Source organism: Actinoplanes sp. NPDC051346, from assembly GCF_040682215.1.
GTDB lineage: Bacteria > Actinomycetota > Actinomycetes > Mycobacteriales > Micromonosporaceae > Actinoplanes.
On record NZ_JBFBAJ010000012.1, the window covers coordinates 244,504 to 263,137 of the forward strand.

An 18,634-nucleotide genomic window follows, 5' to 3' on the forward strand; every position below is an offset into this window, starting at 1 on the left:
GCGGGGAGAAGCGATGATCAGGGTTCTCGTCGTCGACGACTCCGTGGTGGTCCGCCGGCTCATCGTGGACTCGCTGACCGGCGCGCCGGGCATCGAGGTGGTCGGCACCGCGGCGAACGGTCTGCTGGCCCAGGCGAAGATCGACCAGCTCAAGCCCGATGCCATCACGATGGACATCGAGATGCCGCAGATGGACGGCATCGCGGCGGTGCGCGAGCTGCGCAAGCGGCACAAGCTCGTGCCGGTGATCATGTTCAGCACGCTGTCCGCGGCCGGAGCCAGCGCCACGCTGGAAGCACTCGCCGCCGGCGCCACGGACTACGTGACGAAGCCGAGCAACGTCGGGTCGATCGCCGAGTCGATCGCGGCCGTACGCGAGCAGCTCGTCCCGAAGATCCACGCGCTGGCCGGTCGCCGTACGCCGGGCGCTGGCCCCCGGCCCGGCGCGGGCCCCGCGGCCAAGCGGCCGGGTCTCGGCCCACCCCCTGGCATTCGTCCCGCCGCGCCGGGTCGACCGGGCGTGCTGGCGGGTCGTCCCGCGGCGCCGGCGGCACCGGTCCGGCCGGCACGGCGCCTCGCGCACGGACGCATCGACATCATCGCGATCGGGTCGTCGACGGGCGGCCCGGACGCGCTGACCAAGGTGTTGCACGCACTGCCGACGGACCTGCCGGTGCCGATCGTGGTGACGCAGCACATGCCGCCGGTCTTCACCCGGATGTTCGCCGAGCGCCTGGACCGCAGCACGCCGCTGCGCGTGGTCGAGGCGGCCGAGGGGATGGAGCTCCTGGCGGGCACGGTCTATATCGCTCCCGGCGACAAGCACCTGGTGCTGCAACGCCGGAACAACGCGACGCTGACCCAGCTCAGCGGCGCGCCGCCGGAGAACTCGTGCCGTCCGGCGGTCGACGTGATGTTCCGCTCGGTGGCGGCGCTTTACGGGGCCTCGTCGTACGCGGCGGTGCTCACCGGCATGGGATACGACGGACGAGGTGGTGCGAAGGTGCTGCGTGACGCAGGCGCCGAGATTCTGGCGCAGGATGAGGCGAGTTCGGTGGTCTGGGGCATGCCCGGCGCCGTGGTCGGCGCGGGACTGGCCGATGAGGTGGCGCCGTTGGGCAAGATCGCTTCAGCCTTGATCCAGCGGGTTCAGGTGGGCCGCGCGCCGCGAGCGACGGCGGTGACCCGATGACCCTGTCCCAGGCTGACTTCGCCTTCGTGTCGACACTGGTCCGGCGGGAGGCGGCGATCGTGCTGGCCCCCGGCAAGGAATACCTGGTCGAGGCGCGGCTGATTCCGGTGGCCCGGCAGGTCGGCGCCGCCAGCGTCGCCGAGTTCCTGGCCAACCTCCAACGCAAGCCGAACCCGGCCGACCAGCGCCGGATCATCGACGCGCTGACCACGAACGAGACGTCGTGGTTCCGCGACCGGGAGCCCTTTACGGCGCTGACCGACGTCGTGCTTCCCGAGCTGGTCAAGAACCGGGGCTCCGCTCGCAAGCTGCGGCTCTGGTCCGCGGCGAGCTCGAGCGGGCAAGAGGCGTACAGCCTCGCGATCACCCTGCAGGAATCGCTCCCCGCCGGCTGGGGATACGAGATCATGGGAAGCGACATCTCGACCGAGATGGTCAAGCGGGCCGAGGCGGGCGAGTACAGCCAGGTGGAGGTCAACCGGGGTCTGCCGGCCACCCAGCTGGTGCAGTACTTCGAGCGGGCCGGTGCGCACTGGCGGGTCGCACAGCACCTGCGGCGCAACGTCTCTTTCAAGCACATGAATCTGACCGCGCCGTTGCCCAACGTGCCGCCGTTCGACGTGATCTTCCTGCGTAACGTGCTGATCTACTTCGACGTCGCGACCAAGAAGTCGGTGCTGCGCAACGTGGCCCGCCTGCTGCGGCCGGACGGCTGGCTCTTCCTCGGTGCGGCGGAGACGACCATCGGGATCGACGACAACTACGAACGGGTGGCGGCCGGCAGGACCTCTGCCTACCGAGTGCGAAGCGCGGTGCCGGCCGGCGCCGCAAGGAAGGGGTGAGCTGCGGTGCGCGCCATGGTGATCGATGACTCGCGGGCTATGCGGATGATTCTCAAGCGCATCGTCGCGAAACTGAACTTCGAAGCGATCGAGGCGGGTGACGGCCAGGAGGCGCTGGACCTGCTCTCCACGATGACCGAGGTGCCGGAACTGGCCCTCATCGACTGGAACATGCCCAACATGAACGGGCTCGAGTTCGTGACCAAGGTCCGCGCCGAGCCGCGCCTGCGCGAGATGACGCTGGTCATGGTCACGACCGAGAGTGAACAGAGCCAGATCGTCCGGGCGCTCGCCGCGGGTGCCCACGAATACGTGATCAAGCCCTTCACCGAGGGCGCGATGATCGAAAAGTTGGCCCTGCTGGGCCTGGTACCGACCGGAGCGAACTCATGAGCGTCGAAACCGTGGTGACCGAGGGCGACCTCGCCGAGATGGTGGAACAGGTCTGGGTGTCGTACCTGGACCCCGAAGGCATCAACCCGCTGGTCGTGACCGGCGACAACAAGCAAACGACCGAGGTGCACTCGGCCGTGTCGATCACCGGCACGTGGCATGGTCACCTGGTCTATGCCTGCTCGATGCAAGCCGCGAAGAAGTCCGCGGCGGGCTTCCTGGCGATGGGGATGGACGAGGTCGGCCAGGAGGACATCTCCGACGTCCTCGGCGAGCTGGCGAACATCGTCGGCGGCAACGTCAAGGCCATGCTGCCGGCGGGCTGCTTCCTGTCGCTGCCGACCGTGGTGCTGGCGCCGGACACCGCGTCGTACTACCCGTCGGCGGAGGTGCTCAGCGGCCTGTACGGCATCTGGGACGGTGAACCGATCTCCATCACGATGTATCAGAGCATCAAGCAGCAGGAGGGTGCGGCATGAAGATCCTCATCGCGGACGACAGCCGGGTCATGCGCCAGATCGTGACCCGCACCCTGCGCCAGGCGGGCTTCGATGGCCACGATCTTGTGGAGGCCGCGGACGGCGCCCAGGCCGCGGCGATGGCCGACTCGGAGAAGCCCGACCTGATCATCTCGGACTGGAACATGCCCGAGATGACCGGCATCGACGTGCTGCGCAAGCTGCGAGCGGCGGGAAACAACGTCAAGTTCGGCTTCGTGACGTCGGAGTGCACAGACGAGATGAAGAGCGCGGCCGAGAGCGCCGGTTCGGCGTTCTTCATCGTCAAGCCGTTCACTGCTGAGCAATTCGATGAGGTCTTAACTCCTATTTTGGGATGATATAGCCATGTCTGACACCTCGGTTATCCCCGCCCCGCTCGCCGTCCGTAACCTCTTCGAGGACCTCCTTGGCCGAGACGTCAACGTCTCTCCCGGCGATCCGATGACCGCCGAGAACCTGCCCACAGGTGCGTTCGCCATCTATACGGACCCGGCGCAACAGCTCTACGCGGTCTGCGGCATGACACTGAGCCTCGCGGCCAACGCGGGCGCCGCCCTCGGCCTGCTGCCGGCCGGCGCCGCCGAGGACAGCATCGAGGAGAAAACCCTCTTCCCGAACCTCGCCGAGAACCTGGGCGAGCTGTTCAACATCTTCACCAGCTTGCTCAACCGCGAGGGCGCGCCGCACGTCAAGCTCTACCAGGTCATCTTTCCGGGCCAGGAGCTGCCCAACGACGCGCGAGCGCAGCTGCTGGCGCTGGGTAAGCGGCTGGACCTGCTGATCGAGGTCTCCCGATACGGCAAGGGCAAGTTCTCTCTGTCGCTGACGGGATGACGCGCGACGGGTAGCGGCGGACCGGAGTTGATTCCCCGGTCCGCCGCTTTGTCGTTGCGCCTGTTGAGGATCAGTGCTGGCCGGCGTCGACCCGGTGATCCGCCCCGGACGAGGCGGTCCGCTGGGTGAGGACCGAGGTCGGCAGGTGCGCCAGGTCCTCGACGCGGCGCAGGCGACTGGCCGCCCGGCTCAGACCGCGGCGGGCCGGGATGAACCTTTGCGGCGCCGCCTTCCAGCCGTAGCGCAGCAGGTCCACGGGCGCCGGGCGTACCGCGCCCGTCACCTCGTAGCCGTAGGCCGCCAGGCGGCTGCCCAGCGCCTTCTCACACAGCGCGATTTCCTCTTCGGTCAACCGGCTCTGCCAGCTCTGCACCCGCTGGGTGGTCACGGGCGAGCGGGTCCGCGCATGCCAGGTCTTGAACGACGGCACCGCGACCTCGGCGACCGCCGAGGGTTCCGCCATGGCCGGGTGGTAGTCCTCGCCGAGGTACGCACACAGCTCGGTGAGCCGCCCGTGCGGGTCGGCGACCAGGTCTTCGTAGCGCAGCTCGTGCCACTGGGAGCCGAGCCGGCGGGCGGCGCGTCGGCCGTCGTCCACGGCGCGGGCCCAGGCGGCCACCGTCGCGTAGATGTCCTTGCGGTGCCAGGACATCTCCTTGAGCGACGCCACGCAGTCCCGGCCGTCCCGGACGATGTTGATGAACTGGGCGTCCGGGAAGAGCCGCAACAGGATGTCGACGTTGTGCAGGTACGCCGGCCGCTTGTCGCCCCACCGCGGCTTGCCGAAGCGGGCCGCGTACCCCTGGAAGATCGTGCCCAGCACCGAGCCGAGCGTGCCCTGACCGGCGGCGACGCGCTCGACCGTTTCCTCGGCGTCGAGGCCGAGGTCGCAGAAGCGGGTCTCCCGCCGGTCGACGATGCGCCGGGCGAGCGCGCGTCGGTTCTCCGGGACCCGCAGGTCGCCGAACTCCCGGCGCTCGCGGTACGCGGCGAGCACGAAGCGCGTCTCGGGCGGAATCGCGATCCGTGGATGGGCGTGCAGCATGAGCTGCAGCATCGTGGTGCCCGAACGCGGGCAGCCGACAACGATGATCGGACGGTCAGTGGGCACCGTTCACCTCCGGTGGGCAGTCGCTCACCAGAGGTAACATAGGGCCAAAACGGGCGATTGTTAACGAAGTGTCAAGGCGTGTCGCCGGTTTTCGTGGTATTTGTGGGCCGATTCAGGACTGGTCGGCACCGGGAGCCGCGGTGTCCGGGGTAGGCGTGACCCGGGTGCCCGGCGCCTCCGACCGGCCGTACCCCGCCGTGACGAAGCGCAGGCCGGCGAGCAGTATCGCGGCGATCGGCACGGCGATGAGGAACCGGATCAGCACCTCGCCGATGTCGATCTCGTCGAGCACGTAGCGATACAGCGCCGGTGCGCTGATCACCAGCGCGAACAGCAGGACGGAGGGCCGGATCATGACTTACCCCCGGCGGGCGGGCCGGCGGGGCAGGGCGGCCATCGGCACCACGTCCGCCGCGATCCGGGCGCAGAGCAGCGCCGCCCACGAGTGCGGGGTGGCCGGCTTGCCGTCCAGCGAGAAGATCGGCACGTCGAGGCCGAGCACGGTGGCCGGGTCGGCGGTGATGTCCACGTTGTGCACCACCAGCGCCTCCACGTCGCCGAGCGCCCGCAGGTGCCGGGCGGTGTCCGCGGTCTTGCGGGTGGCGTCGACCACCGCCCACACCGCGGTCGCCTTGACCGCCTCGGACATGTCGTTGACCCAGATCGGGTCCGTGCGCCCGACCGCCGCGTCGACCACCACGATCCAGGCGTGATCGGCGTTGTGCAGCTTCTCGGCCCTGGTCACCGCGGTGGCCGGGTCGCCAAGGATCCGTGACGAGTGCATCCCGGTGCCCGCCCCGGACGGCCCGCCCAGCAGCAGATGCGCCTGGTCGAGGCCGGCCTCCTCGCAGAGCTTGCGGCCGATCGGCACGGCGTGGTCGAGATCGCCGGCGAGAATCAGGATCTCGCCCGGCGCGTCCGGGACGGCCGGTGCGGAGGGACGCGCGGCCAGGACGCCGAGCACTCCCGCGTACGTGTCCCCGCTGGTGATCTCCGCGGCCATCTCCGGTGGCATGCCGACCCGGATCAGGTTCTGCTGCACCGTGTCGAAATGCTGCGGATGGATGTGCACGGGCCGTGCCGTGGTCACGTGTGCCGTCGTGGCCGGGCCCGGGGACGTGGGACTCAGGCCGAGCCCGCCCAGCGACTCCGCCAGGGAGGTCGGTGCGGGTGCCGGCGAGGTGGGCGCCAGTCCGTAGGCGGCGGCCGGAGTGCGTGGCGGCGCCGGGTTCTGCGCGGCCAGGTTGGCCGCCGCGCTCGGCGGGAAGGCCGGGTGGTCGTTCACCCCGAGCCCACCCATCAGCTCCGCCAGCGACGGTACGGACGGCAGCGGCTTCACGCTGCTCGACGCCCCGCCGTTCACCGGCGAGCCGGTTGCCTGGGCGGGACGGAACGGCCGCACCGTCGGGCTCTCCGGCCGTTCCGGCTCCGCCTCCTTGGGCGGGGGCATCGGCCGGTTGTAGGCCTCCGCCTTGTCCAGATTCGCCATCAGCTCGGCGAAGGCGGAACCCGGATCCGACAGGCCCCGGCTCACCGGCGCCTCGAGGGCCGGCCCACGACCGCCCACCGCCGCGTCGACGTCGCCGAACCCGGCGTCGCGTCCCGCGGTGCGGTCGCCGACCCCGGGCCCGCCGGCGGGTGTGATCCGGTCCCGCGACTCGGCCCGGGCCAGCAGTTGTTCCAGCGTCTGCGGCCCGTCGTCGGCCGGCGCGTGCACCCGCCGAGGCGGCCTGTCCTCGCGCTCGCCGGGGTCGGGGACCTCGACGGACAGCTCGTAATGTTGCTTGGCGAAGAACCCGCCGAAGCCCCCGGTCCGGACCTTGTCCGCCGAGATGATCCGCACCGAGGAGCCGTATTCGTCGCGCACCTGCGCCAGCAACGGCTCGATGGCCGGACCCTCAAGCAGCACCCGCGTAGGCACCGTTCACCACCCCCATGGTCTCGATCTGTGCGGTGGAACCTGAAATTTCCGAGTAGGACAGCACCTGCACGCGGCGCGAACCGGCACGCAGGAGACGCATGAGCGGCAGCCGCAGCTGCGGTGAGCAGGCCAGAACCGGGGTGATGCCGGCCTGCTCGGCGGCCTCCACGAGCCGGCCGGACTCGCTGACGATCGCCTCGGCCCGCATGCCGTCGATCGCCATGAAGATGCCGGTCTCGCTGGGGCGCAGGGACTCGAGGAGGCTCTGCTCGAGCATCGGCTCGAGGGTGATGACCGTGAGGCGCCCGTCGGCGGCGTACTGGGCGGCGATGGCCGGTCCCAGGGCGGCGCGGGCGGCCTCGACCAGGCCGTCGTGGTCGACCGAAAGCTTGGCGCGCAGGGAAAGGGCCTCGAAGATCCGGACCAGGTCGCGCACCGGTACGCCCTCGTCGAGCAGCGCCTGGAGCACCCGTTGGATCTGGCCGAGGCTGAGCAGGGTCGGGGTCAGTTCCTCGACCACCACCGGATGGGTGCGCTTGACCATCTCGGTCAGCGACCGGACGTCCTCGCGGCCGAGCAGGCGGCTGGCGTTCTGCCGGACGATCTCGGCGAGGTGGGTGATGATCACGGAGGCCCGGTCCACCACCGTCGCGCCGGAGAGCTCGGCCTGGTAGTGCAGTTCGGCCGGCACCCACTTGCCGGCGAGGCCGAAGACCGGCTCGACGCCGGCCCGGCCGGGCAGTGCCTGCAGGCCGTCGCCGATGGCCAGCACCGTGCCGGGTGGTGCCTGTCCGCTGCCGGCGTCGACGCCGGAGATGCGGATCGCGTACGACGACAGCGGCAGGTCGAGGTCGTCGCGGGTCCGCACCGGCGGCATGATGATGCCCAGCTCGAGGGCCATCTTGCGGCGCAGCGCCCGGACCCGGTCGAGCAGGTCGCCGCCGTTGGTGTCCACGAGGTCCACCAGGTCGGGCGAGAGCGCGAGCTCCAGCGGGTCGACGCGCATTTCGCCGATCAGTTGCTCCGAGGAGTCCGGCGCGGGTCGGTCGGTCTCCGCGGCCGCGGCGGCCGCCGCGGCCGCGGCCTCGGGTTCGGGCTCCTTCATCCGCTGGGCGATGAACATCGTGATCGAGCCGATGATGAGGAAGGGGACCTTCGGCAGGCCCGGGATGACGCAGAGCCCGAGCGCCGCGCCGCCGGCGATCCGCAGGGCGAGCTTGTTCTGGCCGAGCTGGGCGGTGACGCTGCTACCCATGTCGCCGGAGGTCGCCGAGCGGGTCGTGATGAGACCGGTGGCGACCGAGAGCAGCAGCGCGGGGATCTGGGAGACCAGGCCGTCGCCGACGGTCAGCAGGCTGTACTGGTTCATCGCCTCGGCGGGGGCCATGCCGTGCTGCAGGATGCCGACCGCGAAGCCGCCGACCAGGTTGATCACCGTGATGATGATGGCGGCGATGGCGTCACCCTTGACGAACTTGGAGCCACCGTCCATGGCGCCGTAGAAGTCGGCCTCGGCGGCCACGTCCGCTCGGCGCTGCTTCGCCTCGGTCTCGTCGATCAGGCCGGCGTTGAGGTCGGCGTCGATCGCCATCTGCTTGCCCGGCATCGCGTCGAGGGTGAAGCGGGCGCCGACCTCGGCGACCCGCTCGGCGCCCTTGGTGACCACGACCATCTGAACGATGATCAGGATCAGGAAGATCACCAGGCCGATGACGAGCGAGCCGCCGACGACGAAGTCGCCGAACGCGTGGATGACCTTGCCCGCGTCGCCGTCGCGCAGCACCAGCCGGGTGGCGCTGATGTTGAGGGCGAGCCGGAACAGCGTCATGACCAGCAGCAGGGCCGGGAAGACGGAGAAGTCGAGCGGCCGCTGGACGAACATCGCGACCATCAGGATCAGCAGGGCGCCGGTGATGTTGGTGGCGATCAGCAGGTCGAGCAGGAAGGTCGGCAGGGGCACGACCATCATGACGATGATGCCGATGACCCCGATGGGTACGGCGAACTTGCTCAGGTTGCGACTCTCCACGGCCCCCCTTCCACCTGCTGATAGTCCCGCAGGAGCGGCCATGATGTGAGGAAATCTCCCAGATAGTGACTATGCTGCCGTCCCCGTAGCGTTCGGGTTCCTGTGCACACCTGCGGCCGACCCACGCGACTTCATGCTCATCACGAACGCCAGGACCTTCGCTACCGCCCCGAAGAACTCGGCGGGAATCTCCTGCCCCACCTCCACGCCCTTTTCCAGCGCCCGGGCCAGCGCGACGTCCTGCACCAGCGGGATGCGGTTCTCGGTCGCGAGATCCCGGATCTTCTGGGCGATGGCGCCCTGGCCCTTCGCGAGCACCCGGGGCGCGCCCTTCTCCGGGTCGTAGCGCAGGGCGACCGCCACGTGCGTGGGGTTGACCAGCACCAGGTCGGCGGTCGGCACGTCGGCCATCTGCCGGTTGCGGGCCATCGCCATCTGCTTGGAACGGATGTGGCCCTTGAGGTGCGGGTCTCCCTCCGCGTTCTTGTTCTCCTGCTTGACCTCTTCCTTCGACATCCGCAGCTGCTTGTTGGTGCGCTTGCGGACGACGAAGTAGTCGGCGGCGGCCATGACGATCCCGGCGATCGAGGCGGCCCTGATCAACCCCAGCGCCGCGTCGTTCACCACGCCGAGCAGCGAGCCGATCTGCAGCCGTCCCGCGGTCATCAGCAGCGGCACGATGTCCTTCATCGTCATGTAGAGCACGCCGGCCAGCACGCCGGTCTTGATCAGCGCCTTGGTGCCTTCCCACAACGACTGCGGCCCCAGCATCTTCTTGATGCCGGGCCAGGGGTTCAGCCGATTGAACTTCGGGATGAACAGCTTCGTGGCCACCCGGATGCCGCCCTGCGCCCCGGCCGCCGCGATGCCGACGGCCATCATGGTCAGCGCCAGCGGCAGCACCGCCCAGCCGGCGGCCATCAGGCCGTCCTTGAGGATGCCGAGCGCGATCTGGGGATCGGGGTCGGCGATGACGTCCGGGATCTTGGCCATCAGCTCCCGCGAGTGGTCCATTGTCGACTGGAGCGTGCGCGGCAGCATGACGCTGGCCGCCAGCATGCCGAACCAGGCGCCGACGTCCTGGCTGCGCCCGATCTGGCCTTCCTGCTTGGCCTTCTTGAGCTTCTGTGGTGTGGGTTTTTCGGTCTTCTCACCGGACACGGCTCACCCCCCGCCGCTGAGGTGGACCACCGCGCTGACCGCCTTCTTGATCAGGCCGTCCAGTGCCTGGGGCAGGATCGAGATCGCGGTGCCGGAGAGCGTCAGCACCAGGAAGATCTTCGCCGGGAAGCCGAGCTGGAAGGCGTTGAGCGCGGGCGCCACCCGGTTCAGCAGGCCGAACGCGACGTCGGTGAGGAACAGGACGGCGATCAGCGGCCCGGCGATCTGCACCGCCGCGAGGAACATCTCGCCGATGCCCTCGGTCAGCAGCCGGTTGAAGGTCTCCATCGAGAAGCTCGAGTCGAGCGGCAGCGTCTTGTAGGACTCCAGGAACCCGCGGAGCACCAACTGGTGTCCCTCGCTGGCGAACAGCAGGGTGGCCGCCACGAGGTTGTAGAACCGGCCGAAGATCGAGCTCTGGTTCTGCGACAGCGGGTCGTAGGCGGACGCCAGCGCGAAGCCGCCGAAGACGTCGATCATGTCGCCGGCGGCCTGGATCGCGGCGAAGAGCAGATAGGTGATGAAGCCCAGCGCTGCCCCGACGAAGATCTGCAGCACGGTGGCGGCGATGATCGCCGAGGTCTCGATCGACGGCAGGGTCGCCTGCAGGTGGGGGGCCATCGGCAGGGCGAGACCGATCGACAGCAGCACCTTGATCTGACCCGGGATCAGGCGCGAGTTGAACGGCGGACAGAGCATCAACCACGCGCCCGCGCGGGCCGCGCCGAGAAAGATCGCGACGAGCTCCGCGATTGCGAGGTCGACGTTCACTTCGGATACGAGCCCACGAGCGCCGTGATGATCAGCCCCCAGCCGTTCACGAGCACGAACAGCAGGAGTTTGAAGGGCATGGCCACGGTCACCGGAGGCAGCATCATCATGCCCAGCGACATCAGTGACGCGGAGACCACCATGTCGATGATGAGAAACGGGATGAAGATGACGAAGCCGATGATGAAGGCGGCCCGCAGCTCGGACAGGACGAACGCCGGAATCAGCGTGGTCAGCTCGACGGACTCGGCGTTGGCCGGCTTCTCCTGACCGGAGACCTTGATCAGCAGGGCCAGCTCGTCCTCACGGGTGTTCTTGAGCATGAACGACCGCAGCGGCTCCACGCCGTCGCGGAACGCCACCGACTGGGTCTTGTCCCCGGCCAGATAGGGCTGCACGCCCTGCTCGTTCACCTGCGACAGGACCGGGCTCATGATGAACAGGCTGATGAACAGCGCCAGCCCGGCGAGGACCTGGTTGGGCGGCATGCTGGTCAGCCCGAGGGCGTTGCGGGTGATGCCGAGGACCATGAAGACCTTGGTGAACGCCGTACAGAGCAGCAGGACCGCCGGGGCCACCGAGAGCAGGGTCAGGCCCAGCACGATGACCAGGGACGTGGCCGGCTTGCTGCCGTCGGGATTCGTACCGTTGATGTTGAAGTCGATCGAGCCGCCGCCGGTCGGCCGCACGGTCGGCGCTACCGGCGGGGTCGGCGCCGGCGCCCGGGGTGCCTGATAGCGCGCCGGGGCTTCCAGCGGCGGACCGGGCGCCCGCGGCAGCTGGTGTTGCGCCATCGCCGGAATCGCGGCCGCCGCGGCCTGAGTCGCGGCGGCGGGCAGCAACGCGCCCAGCGCCAGGAACAAGACCACGAACGTACGCCGCACCATCAGTGCCTCGCCGTCCGGTCGCGCAGGAAGTCGAGGGTCGACGTCCACGTGCGCGGGGAGAGGACCGAGCCATCCAGCTTGCCGCCGTGATGCGGCAGCACCGTCGGATGCGCCGGCGGTAGGACCTCGTCCGGTTGCACCGAGTCGTCATCCGTTTTGGTCGCGACGGGCATGACGTGCGGCTCGTGCGCGAAGGCCGCGAGCTCCGTCTCGCCGAGCAGGCTTACCTGGTTGTCGGTGACACCCAGGATCAGCGCCTTGCCCGCCACCTGGACGACCGCCACCGATGATCCGCGGCTCAACGACTGCCGATTGAGGACGGAGAGATTGCCGTGCCCGCGCCTGCCTATGCCGCCCCGGCGGGCGACCCGGGCCAGTCCCCACATCAGGCCGAAGACGACCAGCAGCGAGAAGCCGATACGCAGGACGAGCTCGAACAATGTCTACTCCCCGCTCCCGGGGTTGAGGATCTCCGTGATCCGGATGCCGAAGTTCTCGTCGACCACCACGACCTCGCCGCGCGCGATCAGCCGCCCGTTGACCAACAGGTCGGCCGGACTGCCGGCGGCGCGGTCGAGTTCCACGATCGCCCCCGGGATCAGCGACAGCAGCTCGCGCACGCTCATCCGGGTGCGGCCGAGCTCGGCGGAGACTTCCATCTCGACGTCGTGCAGCATGTCCAGTCCGCCGCGGATGGACGCCGCCTCCGCGCTGCCGCGACGCGCCACCCCGCCGGACGACGAGTCGCCGGGCCAGGGGCTGAGCGACATCGCCAGCACCGCCCGGATCTCACCGCCGTCGAGCAGGGGCACGGCCACCGCGTCGTGCTTCGCGGCCACCGCGCTGAGCGCGACGCCCGGATCCATCAGCTGACCCGGGTCGAGCACGACGGGACCGAACGAGCGGGCGGCGGCCTCCAGGGCCGGGCGTACGGCGGCGGTCAGGTCCAACTCGCCGAGCGGGCTCTCCTTGAGCGCGTCGGCCAGGTCCTGGCCCACCACGACGACGACCTCACCGGTGGCCGCACCGCTGAACTTCGCGGTGATCGCCTGCCCCGAGGTCAGCATGTCGGCGGTCGCGGCCACGGGCGCGCCGACCGACAGCTCACGGCTGGTCGGCAGCACCGCCAGGGCCGCCTGCGCGGCGGACCGGACCAGAGCGAGCTGCGGCTCGGTGATCGTGGGCGCGGTCATCTGCGATTTTCCTCCTTGGGAGGCGACGGCACGACGAGGCACGCGAGCCGGGCACCCTGGTTACCGGGGACTGCATGTGCGAACACGGCCTCGTTGACGGTCACCTCGAGCGGCACGCTGGTCGGATGTCCCAGCGGCACCACGTCGCCGGGGCGTAGATCCACGATGTCATCGGTACGCATCCGAATGGGGTGGAATCGGACAGCTACGTCAATCGGCGCCGCGGAAAGTCCGGCCGTCAGGTGGCGGTGCGCGGTCTCGCGGGCGCTGCGCTCGGCCGACGTGAGCTCGATCGTCTCCTGCTTCTCCAGCACCGGGAGAATGGTGTTGAACGGCAGGCAGATGCTGGCCATGCACTCCTCGGTGCCGACCTTCATCTCGAACGTGGCGATCACCACCGCGTCGCCCGGCTGGTGCGCGCGCAGGAACTGGGCGTTGTACTCGATCTCGCGCAGCTTGGGCTGGATGTCGACCAGGGTCTCGAAGCCGTACCGCAGCTCGCCGAGCATGCGCTCCAGCAGCCCGCGCAGCAGGGGCATCTCGACCTCGGTCAGCGGGCGTTCCGGCTGGGGACCGCCCGGGCCGCCCAGCATGTGGTCGATCGCGGTCATCACCGCTGAGCTGGCCATCTCCATCAACACCGTGCCGGGCAGTGGGTCGATCGCCACCACCGCGATCACCGTCGGATTGGCGAGCGTGGCCACGTACTCGTCGTAGTTCAGCTGCTCGATCGAGACGAGAGAGACGCTGCTGACCGTCCGGAGGCGGGTGGTGAGCAGGGTGCCGCAGCTGCGGGCGTACGTCTCGAAGGCGATCTGCAGCGTCCGGACGTGGTCACGGGACAACTTGATCGGCCGGCGGAAGTCGTACGCGGTAGGCCCCGCGCTCCCGCCGCGGCGGGACATCTTTCCGGGGGATCGGGTCGGAGAGGTGGTCACGCCGTCCTCATCGGCTCGGTTGCGCAACCGCTGAGCCGTGGGGGGTGCTTTGGGGTCCGATGCGACTAATGGGCGGATCCGCACGTCGCGGACCCGCCCATCGCAATCACTGAGCTACTGCGTGACGAACGAGGTGAAGTAGATCCCCATCACGAGGTGCTTGTCCTCGACGTTGTACGCCTTCTCGATCTTCTCGAGCAGTTCGGCCTTCGCCGTCTCGCGACCCTTGTCCGTCTCGAGCTCGCCGATCTTCAGGCCGGTGTACTGGTCGATCGCCAGGTTGATCGCCTGCGCCGTGCTGATCTCCTCCTCGCCGGCCTCCTCGGTCATCTGCAGGGCGAAGCCCATCTTGAGGTAGTGGCCCTCGGCGAGGTTGATCGTCAGCGGGTTCTCGATCGTGATGACCGCGCCCTTGACCGGCTCTTCCTTGGCCTCGGCGGCGTCACCCTTGAAGAACATGAAGTACGCGCCCGCGCCACCGCCGCCGAGCAGCACGACGGCGAGCACAATGATCATCAGCAGCTTCTTGGACTTCTTCTTGGGCGCCTCGGCTGTAGCGTCCTTCTCGTTTGCCATCGGAACTCCTCCTGTCGTGTCAGTCGTGGGACTTGGTGGTGTCGGTCGTGGTGGGAGCAACGGGGGTCGTGGAGGACCCGCCGGTCGATTCGGGCGTGGCGCCCTCGGCCTTAGCCTTAGCGGCCGCGGCGGCCGAGGTCTCACCGGTGTGCAACTTGCTGTCCGCACCCGCCGCGGACGGCAGCAGCGACGCCTGCTCGGCGTTGAGCGCGGTCAGCACGACCACGTCGACGCGGCGGTTCATGGTGACCGAGCGCGGATCCTTCGGGTCGACGAGCGGCTTGGTGTCGGAGAACCCGACCGCGCTCATCCGGCCCTTGGCCAGCCCGTGCTCGACCAGGTAGCGCACGGTCGTCGAGGCGCGGGCCGCGGACAGCTCCCACCCGCTCGGGTAGTAGGTGACCGTCGCCTTGAGCTGGTTGGTGTTGCCGTCGACCTCGATGTTGTTGGGCAGCTTGGCGAGCGTCGGCGCGATGGCGTCGAGGATCTTGCGACCACCCGACTTCAGCTCGGCACGGTTGCCCGCGAAGACCACCTCGTTGGTCACGACGGTGATCACCAGGCCGCGCCGGTCGACGGAGAACTTGACGTGCTCGAGCAGCTTCGCCGCCGCCAGCGCGTCGGCGATCTTGCGCTCGATCTCCTTGAGGTTCTCCACCTCCCGCGCCGCCGCCTGGGCGTTCTTGGAAGCTTCCTTGCGGCTCTCGGCCTGCATGGCCCGGGCCACGGCGTCCGACTGCTCCTTGCTCAAGCCGCTGACGGCGGTCCCGCCGTCGCCCGGGTTGACGCCGGGGTCGATGGGGACGACGTTCGTGGCCTGGCCGGCGCCTTCGAGCACCTGCGGGCTGCCCTGGAAGGCGGCGCTGGACGCGCCGAACCCCTCGGACAGGCCGGCCGCCAGCTCGGCGAACTTCGCCTTGTCGACGTTGCTCATGCTGAACAGCACGACGAACAATACGAACAGCAGAGTCAGCATGTCGGCGTACGACACGAGCCAACGCTCGTGGTTGACGTGCTCCTCGTGCTCCTCGTGCGGCTTCTTACGGCGCGCACCGCCCCCGGAACTCATGGATTTACGCTGCCTTCTTCGTCGTGGCGGCGGCCTCGGCGGCCTTGGCGGCGTCCGGCGGCAGCAGACTGCGGAGCTTCTGCGCGACCAGGCGCGGGTTCGAGCCGGCCTGAATGGCCAGCACGCCGTCGATGACCAGTTCCATCTCGTCGACCTCGATGCCGGAGAGGCGGGTCAAGCGGGACGCGAGGGGCAGGAAGATCACGTTGGCGGAGAGCACACCCCAGAGGGTCGCGACGAACGCCGCCGCGATGGCGTGACCGAGCGTCTCCGGCTTGTCCAGGTTCTCGAGCACGTGCACGAGGCCCATGACCGTGCCGATGATGCCGATCGTCGGGGCGTAGCCGCCCATGTTCTCGAGGATCTTCATGCCGGCCTTGTCGGCCTTCTTCTTCGCCGCGATCTCGGCGTGGAGGATGTCGTGCAGCTCCTCCGGGTCCGTGCCGTCGATCGCGAGCTGGAGACCGCGCTTCAGGAACGGGTGCTCGACGGTCTTGACCGCGTCCTCGAGGGCCAGCAGGCCCTCGCGGCGGGCCCGCTCGGCGAGCTTGACGATGTCGTCGACCAGCTCGTTCGGCGGGGCCACCTTGGCTAGGAAGGCCTTCTTCAGCAGGTTGCCGATGCCGAGGGCGTCCCGCATTACACCGCCTGCCATGGCGGCGCAGAAGGCGCCGCCGAAGACCAGGAGCATTGCCGGGAGCAGCAGGATGGAGGCCGGGCTGCCGCCCTCCAGGATCTGGACGACAAAGACGATGATCAGGGCTACGACGACCCCGACGATGGAGGCGAGATCCATCAGCGGTCCTTCCGGTGCAGCGGCAGCACGGTCGCAGTGGCCTGCGGCGCCTGCTCGTCCTCGGGCTTGGGCATGAGGGCGGGCTCACTCTCCACGCGGCTCGCCTGGGCGATCAGCGAGGCGCGGTAGTGGCGCACCGAGTCGATGAACTCGGGCACGGATTCGGCGATGACGTACTTGGTGCCGTCCACCAGCGTGATAACCGTGTCTGGCGTGCAGTCGGCGCGCTCGACAAGGTCCGGGTTGAGAGCGAAAACGGTTCCGTTGAGGCGGGTTACGAGAATCACGACTTCCGTCCTTGGGGCGTTTTAGCGGCTGGTGGGGCCATCCGTGGCCCGTTACTTGACCATTCGGCGTACTGCCGGTTGCTGATGAGCGCGCTCCGGTCGCTTTACGGGTGCGAGCGACGCCGGAAATGAAGAAGCCGGGGCGGGCCCTGAGGCCCGTCCCGGCTTTCACCGGCCTGATGCGGCTATTAGCGCTTGAGGTTGACGAGTTCCGTGAGGATCTCGTCGGAGGTGGTGATGATCCGGCTGTTCGCTTGGAAGCCGCGCTGGGCGATCACCAGGTTGGTGAACTCCTGCGCCAGGTCGACGTTCGACATCTCGAGCGCGCCGTTGTTGATCAGACCGAGCCCGGCCGAACCGGCGGCGCCGACCTGGGCGAGACCCGAGTTCACCGTGCTGCGGAACATCGAGTCGCCGATCTTCTCCAGGCCGTTGACGTTGTTGAAGTTCGCCAGGGCCAACTGGCCGAGGGTCTGCTTCATGCCGTTCGAGAACACACCCACGATCTGCCCGGTGTTCGACACGGTGTACGAGGCCAGGATGCCCGACGCCGAGCCGTCCGACGCGCTCACCCGCGCCTCGGTCTGACCGCTGTAGTGGGTGAGGTCGCGGACGTCGATGGTGAAAGCGCCGAGGGCCACCGTGGTGGCTGGCTGGGTCGGGTCCAGCGGGTCGACCGGCCGGCCGGTGGGGAAGCTGAGGGGCTGGCTGGTGCCGCCGTTGTAGGGGTCCAGCGGGTCCACCGCACCGTCCGGCAGCTGCATCGTCCACTCCGTGGCGCCGGTCTTCTGCAGGCGCACGTTGAGTGTGCTGGAGGCGCCGTTCGCGTCGATGACCGGCACGGGGATGATCTTGAAGTCGTTGAGGGCGGCCTCGTAGGAGAGGTTGCCGGTGAAGGTCATGCTGTCGGTCGCCTCCGGCTGGAGGCTGATGCCGATCGGCAACTTGAGCGGCTCCGGCGCACCCGCCGAGTTGACCACGCCGTCTGTGTCGGCGGTCCAGCCCTGCACCACCTGCCCGTTGGGCGTGGTCAGGGAGCCGTTGGCGTCGAAGGTGAACGAGCCGGCGCGGGTATACAGCGTCTCGCCGCCACCCTTCACCATGAAGAAGCCGTCACCCTGGATCATCATGTCGCCGGACTTACCGGTGGTCTGCGCGGCGCCCTGGTTGAAGTTCGCGTTGACGCTCGCCGTACGCACACCGAGACCGACCTGCGCGGGGTTGGTACCACCCCCGTCGTTCTGCGGCGCGCCGGCGGCGTTGACCATCTGCGACAGCGTGTCCTGGAAGACGGTCTGGCTGGACTTGTAACCGGTGGTGTTGACGTTGGCGATGTTGTTGCCGGTCACGTCCATCATCTGCTGGTGCGCGCGCAGACCGCTGATGCCGGAGAAGAGAGAACGCAGCATAGGTCAGATGTCCTTCGTGGTAGCGGAATCGGAGGCGGTGTTCGGGGTTGCGGTCTGTCCAGCGGTGCCCGTCGTGCCGGCAGCGGCGGCGGGAGTGTCCGCAGCCGTCCCGGTTGTGGGGGCGGGGGTGGTGGCAGCCGTGCCGGTTGTGGCGGCGGGGGTGCTCGCAGCCGTGCCGGTAGTGGCGGCCGGGGTGGTCGCAGCCGTGCCGGTCGTGCCGGAGGCGGGGCTCGCGGCGGTGCCGGTCGGGCTGGTGGTGCCGGTCGCGGGCTGCGCGGCCGACGCCTGCTGGACTTCCGTGACCTTCGACAGCTGCACATCCATGTTCCCGACCACGAGCGTCGGTTCGCTGTCTCCGTTGAGCTTCGTCTTGGTGACCACGCCGGTGAGCGTGGCGCCGTTGCCGTCCTGGTAGCTGACCGTGCGGCCGACCAGCGCGCTCGCGCCGATCAACTGCTGGGCCTGCATCATCTCGGCGATCTGCCCGAGCTTCTCGACCTGGGTGAACTGGGCGGTCTGCGCCAGGAACTGGGTGGAGTCCGCCGGGTTCGACGGGTCCTGGTACTTCAGCTGGGCCACCAGGAGCTTCAGGAACGTGTCCTGATCGGCGACCGACTTGCTGGCGCCGGCGTCCGTCGTCGTCTTGTTGGTGTACATCGACGTCGAGGAGGCCCTCTTGTCGTCGTACGTGTTGCTGACGAACCCGTTGATCGGCGAAGTCATGT

Annotated in this window: 22 protein-coding genes; 6 read left to right on the top strand and 16 right to left on the bottom strand. The window is 68.9% G+C overall.

Features of this window, described 5'->3' with window-relative positions; all coding sequences use genetic code 11:
- The first annotated feature begins 13 nt into the window (after positions 1-13).
- Genes AB0M36_RS27960 through AB0M36_RS27985 form a run of 6 tightly spaced genes read left to right on the top strand, consistent with a single transcriptional unit; the run spans position 14 to position 3,761 of the window.
- Positions 14-1,192, top strand: coding sequence for a chemotaxis response regulator protein-glutamate methylesterase (locus tag AB0M36_RS27960; protein ID WP_364162977.1), 1,179 nt, complete (start codon positions 14-16; stop codon positions 1,190-1,192).
- Positions 1,189-2,034, top strand: a complete 846-nt coding sequence (locus AB0M36_RS27965) for a protein-glutamate O-methyltransferase CheR (protein WP_364162980.1) — start codon at positions 1,189-1,191, stop codon at positions 2,032-2,034. Before AB0M36_RS27960 ends, AB0M36_RS27965 begins: the two co-directional genes overlap by 4 nt.
- 15 nt (positions 2,035-2,049) lie before the next feature.
- Positions 2,050-2,427, top strand: a complete 378-nt coding sequence (locus tag AB0M36_RS27970) for a response regulator (RefSeq protein ID WP_229798083.1) — start codon at positions 2,050-2,052, stop codon at positions 2,425-2,427.
- Positions 2,424-2,906, top strand: a complete 483-nt coding sequence (locus tag AB0M36_RS27975) for a chemotaxis protein CheX (protein ID WP_364162983.1) — start codon at positions 2,424-2,426, stop codon at positions 2,904-2,906. Before AB0M36_RS27970 ends, AB0M36_RS27975 begins: the two co-directional genes overlap by 4 nt.
- Positions 2,903-3,265, top strand: a complete 363-nt coding sequence (locus tag AB0M36_RS27980) for a response regulator (protein WP_364162986.1) — start codon at positions 2,903-2,905, stop codon at positions 3,263-3,265. The genes AB0M36_RS27975 and AB0M36_RS27980 overlap by 4 nt, the downstream gene beginning before the upstream one ends.
- 7 nt (positions 3,266-3,272) lie before the next feature.
- The gene (locus tag AB0M36_RS27985; protein ID WP_364162989.1) at positions 3,273-3,761 is read left to right on the top strand and encodes a hypothetical protein; all 489 of its coding nucleotides are present in this window, start codon (positions 3,273-3,275) and stop codon (positions 3,759-3,761) included.
- 70 nt (positions 3,762-3,831) lie between these two features.
- On the opposite strand, the gene AB0M36_RS27990 is transcribed toward AB0M36_RS27985, so the two are convergent.
- The 16 genes from AB0M36_RS27990 to AB0M36_RS28065 all read right to left on the bottom strand — a co-directional run bounded on the left by AB0M36_RS27990 (position 3,832) and on the right by AB0M36_RS28065 (position 18,632).
- On the bottom strand, positions 3,832-4,872 hold the full coding sequence (locus AB0M36_RS27990) for a sulfotransferase (RefSeq protein WP_364162992.1): 1,041 nt from the start codon (positions 4,870-4,872) through the stop codon (positions 3,832-3,834).
- Between the two features lie 112 nt (positions 4,873-4,984).
- Entirely contained in the window at positions 4,985-5,227 is a 243-nt protein-coding gene (locus AB0M36_RS27995) for a hypothetical protein (protein WP_364162995.1), read from the bottom strand.
- Between the two features lie 3 nt (positions 5,228-5,230).
- On the bottom strand, positions 5,231-6,793 hold the full coding sequence (locus AB0M36_RS28000) for a hypothetical protein (protein ID WP_364162998.1): 1,563 nt from the start codon (positions 6,791-6,793) through the stop codon (positions 5,231-5,233).
- The gene (gene flhA, locus AB0M36_RS28005) at positions 6,771-8,822 is read right to left on the bottom strand and encodes a flagellar biosynthesis protein FlhA (protein WP_364163000.1); all 2,052 of its coding nucleotides are present in this window, start codon (positions 8,820-8,822) and stop codon (positions 6,771-6,773) included. Before flhA ends, AB0M36_RS28000 begins: the two co-directional genes overlap by 23 nt.
- Positions 8,823-8,891: 69 nt before the next feature.
- On the bottom strand, positions 8,892-9,983 hold the full coding sequence (locus AB0M36_RS28010; RefSeq protein ID WP_364163003.1) for an EscU/YscU/HrcU family type III secretion system export apparatus switch protein: 1,092 nt from the start codon (positions 9,981-9,983) through the stop codon (positions 8,892-8,894).
- Between the two features lie 3 nt (positions 9,984-9,986).
- Complete coding sequence (gene fliR, locus AB0M36_RS28015) at positions 9,987-10,754, bottom strand: flagellar biosynthetic protein FliR (RefSeq protein ID WP_364163006.1); 768 nt, start codon at positions 10,752-10,754, stop codon at positions 9,987-9,989.
- Complete coding sequence (gene fliP / locus AB0M36_RS28020; protein WP_364163009.1) at positions 10,751-11,641, bottom strand: flagellar type III secretion system pore protein FliP; 891 nt, start codon at positions 11,639-11,641, stop codon at positions 10,751-10,753. Before fliP ends, fliR begins: the two co-directional genes overlap by 4 nt.
- On the bottom strand, positions 11,641-12,081 hold the full coding sequence (gene fliO / locus AB0M36_RS28025) for a flagellar biosynthetic protein FliO (RefSeq protein WP_364163012.1): 441 nt from the start codon (positions 12,079-12,081) through the stop codon (positions 11,641-11,643). The genes fliP and fliO overlap by 1 nt, the downstream gene beginning before the upstream one ends.
- A 3-nt stretch (positions 12,082-12,084) precedes the next feature.
- Positions 12,085-12,834, bottom strand: a complete 750-nt coding sequence (fliN, locus tag AB0M36_RS28030; protein WP_364163015.1) for a flagellar motor switch protein FliN — start codon at positions 12,832-12,834, stop codon at positions 12,085-12,087.
- Positions 12,831-13,772 (bottom strand): flagellar motor switch protein FliM, encoded by a 942-nt coding sequence (locus AB0M36_RS28035; protein ID WP_364163018.1) that lies wholly within the window; start codon positions 13,770-13,772, stop codon positions 12,831-12,833. The genes fliN and AB0M36_RS28035 overlap by 4 nt, the downstream gene beginning before the upstream one ends.
- A 114-nt stretch (positions 13,773-13,886) precedes the next feature.
- The gene (locus AB0M36_RS28040) at positions 13,887-14,348 is read right to left on the bottom strand and encodes a flagellar basal body-associated FliL family protein (protein WP_364163021.1); all 462 of its coding nucleotides are present in this window, start codon (positions 14,346-14,348) and stop codon (positions 13,887-13,889) included.
- A gap of 19 nt (positions 14,349-14,367) precedes the next feature.
- On the bottom strand, positions 14,368-15,417 hold the full coding sequence (locus tag AB0M36_RS28045) for a flagellar motor protein MotB (protein WP_364163024.1): 1,050 nt from the start codon (positions 15,415-15,417) through the stop codon (positions 14,368-14,370).
- A 4-nt stretch (positions 15,418-15,421) separates the two neighbouring features.
- Positions 15,422-16,213, bottom strand: coding sequence for a flagellar motor protein (locus AB0M36_RS28050; protein ID WP_364163027.1), 792 nt, complete (start codon positions 16,211-16,213; stop codon positions 15,422-15,424).
- Positions 16,213-16,500 carry a flagellar FlbD family protein gene (locus AB0M36_RS28055; protein ID WP_364163030.1) on the bottom strand — a complete coding sequence of 96 codons (288 nt, stop codon included), beginning with the start codon at positions 16,498-16,500 and terminating at the stop codon, positions 16,213-16,215. Before AB0M36_RS28055 ends, AB0M36_RS28050 begins: the two co-directional genes overlap by 1 nt.
- A gap of 188 nt (positions 16,501-16,688) precedes the next feature.
- The gene (locus tag AB0M36_RS28060; RefSeq protein ID WP_364163033.1) at positions 16,689-17,909 is read right to left on the bottom strand and encodes a flagellar hook protein FlgE; all 1,221 of its coding nucleotides are present in this window, start codon (positions 17,907-17,909) and stop codon (positions 16,689-16,691) included.
- Positions 17,910-17,912: 3 nt separating this feature from the next.
- Positions 17,913-18,632 (bottom strand): flagellar hook capping FlgD N-terminal domain-containing protein, encoded by a 720-nt coding sequence (locus AB0M36_RS28065; RefSeq protein WP_364163036.1) that lies wholly within the window; start codon positions 18,630-18,632, stop codon positions 17,913-17,915.
- Positions 18,633-18,634 lie beyond the last annotated feature (2 nt).

Excerpts from the sequence above, each read along its gene's own strand:
- AB0M36_RS27975 (WP_364162983.1), top strand. The coding sequence starts at position 2,424 with ATGAGCGTCGAAACCGTGGTGACCGAGGGCGACCTCGCCGAGATGGTG.
- AB0M36_RS27995 (WP_364162995.1), bottom strand. The coding sequence starts at position 5,227 with ATGATCCGGCCCTCCGTCCTGCTGTTCGCGCTGGTGATCAGCGCACCG.
- AB0M36_RS27960 (WP_364162977.1), top strand. The coding sequence starts at position 14 with ATGATCAGGGTTCTCGTCGTCGACGACTCCGTGGTGGTCCGCCGGCTC.
- AB0M36_RS27985 (WP_364162989.1), top strand. The coding sequence starts at position 3,273 with ATGTCTGACACCTCGGTTATCCCCGCCCCGCTCGCCGTCCGTAACCTC.
- AB0M36_RS28065 (WP_364163036.1), bottom strand. The coding sequence starts at position 18,632 with ATGACTTCGCCGATCAACGGGTTCGTCAGCAACACGTACGACGACAAG.
- AB0M36_RS28050 (WP_364163027.1), bottom strand. The coding sequence starts at position 16,213 with ATGGATCTCGCCTCCATCGTCGGGGTCGTCGTAGCCCTGATCATCGTC.
- AB0M36_RS28040 (WP_364163021.1), bottom strand. The coding sequence starts at position 14,348 with ATGGCAAACGAGAAGGACGCTACAGCCGAGGCGCCCAAGAAGAAGTCC.
- AB0M36_RS27970 (WP_229798083.1), top strand. The coding sequence starts at position 2,050 with ATGGTGATCGATGACTCGCGGGCTATGCGGATGATTCTCAAGCGCATC.
- AB0M36_RS28060 (WP_364163033.1), bottom strand. The coding sequence starts at position 17,909 with ATGCTGCGTTCTCTCTTCTCCGGCATCAGCGGTCTGCGCGCGCACCAG.
- AB0M36_RS28045 (WP_364163024.1), bottom strand. The coding sequence starts at position 15,417 with ATGAGTTCCGGGGGCGGTGCGCGCCGTAAGAAGCCGCACGAGGAGCAC.
- AB0M36_RS27965 (WP_364162980.1), top strand. The coding sequence starts at position 1,189 with ATGACCCTGTCCCAGGCTGACTTCGCCTTCGTGTCGACACTGGTCCGG.
- fliP (WP_364163009.1), bottom strand. The coding sequence starts at position 11,641 with ATGGTGCGGCGTACGTTCGTGGTCTTGTTCCTGGCGCTGGGCGCGTTG.
- AB0M36_RS27980 (WP_364162986.1), top strand. The coding sequence starts at position 2,903 with ATGAAGATCCTCATCGCGGACGACAGCCGGGTCATGCGCCAGATCGTG.
- fliN (WP_364163015.1), bottom strand. The coding sequence starts at position 12,834 with ATGACCGCGCCCACGATCACCGAGCCGCAGCTCGCTCTGGTCCGGTCC.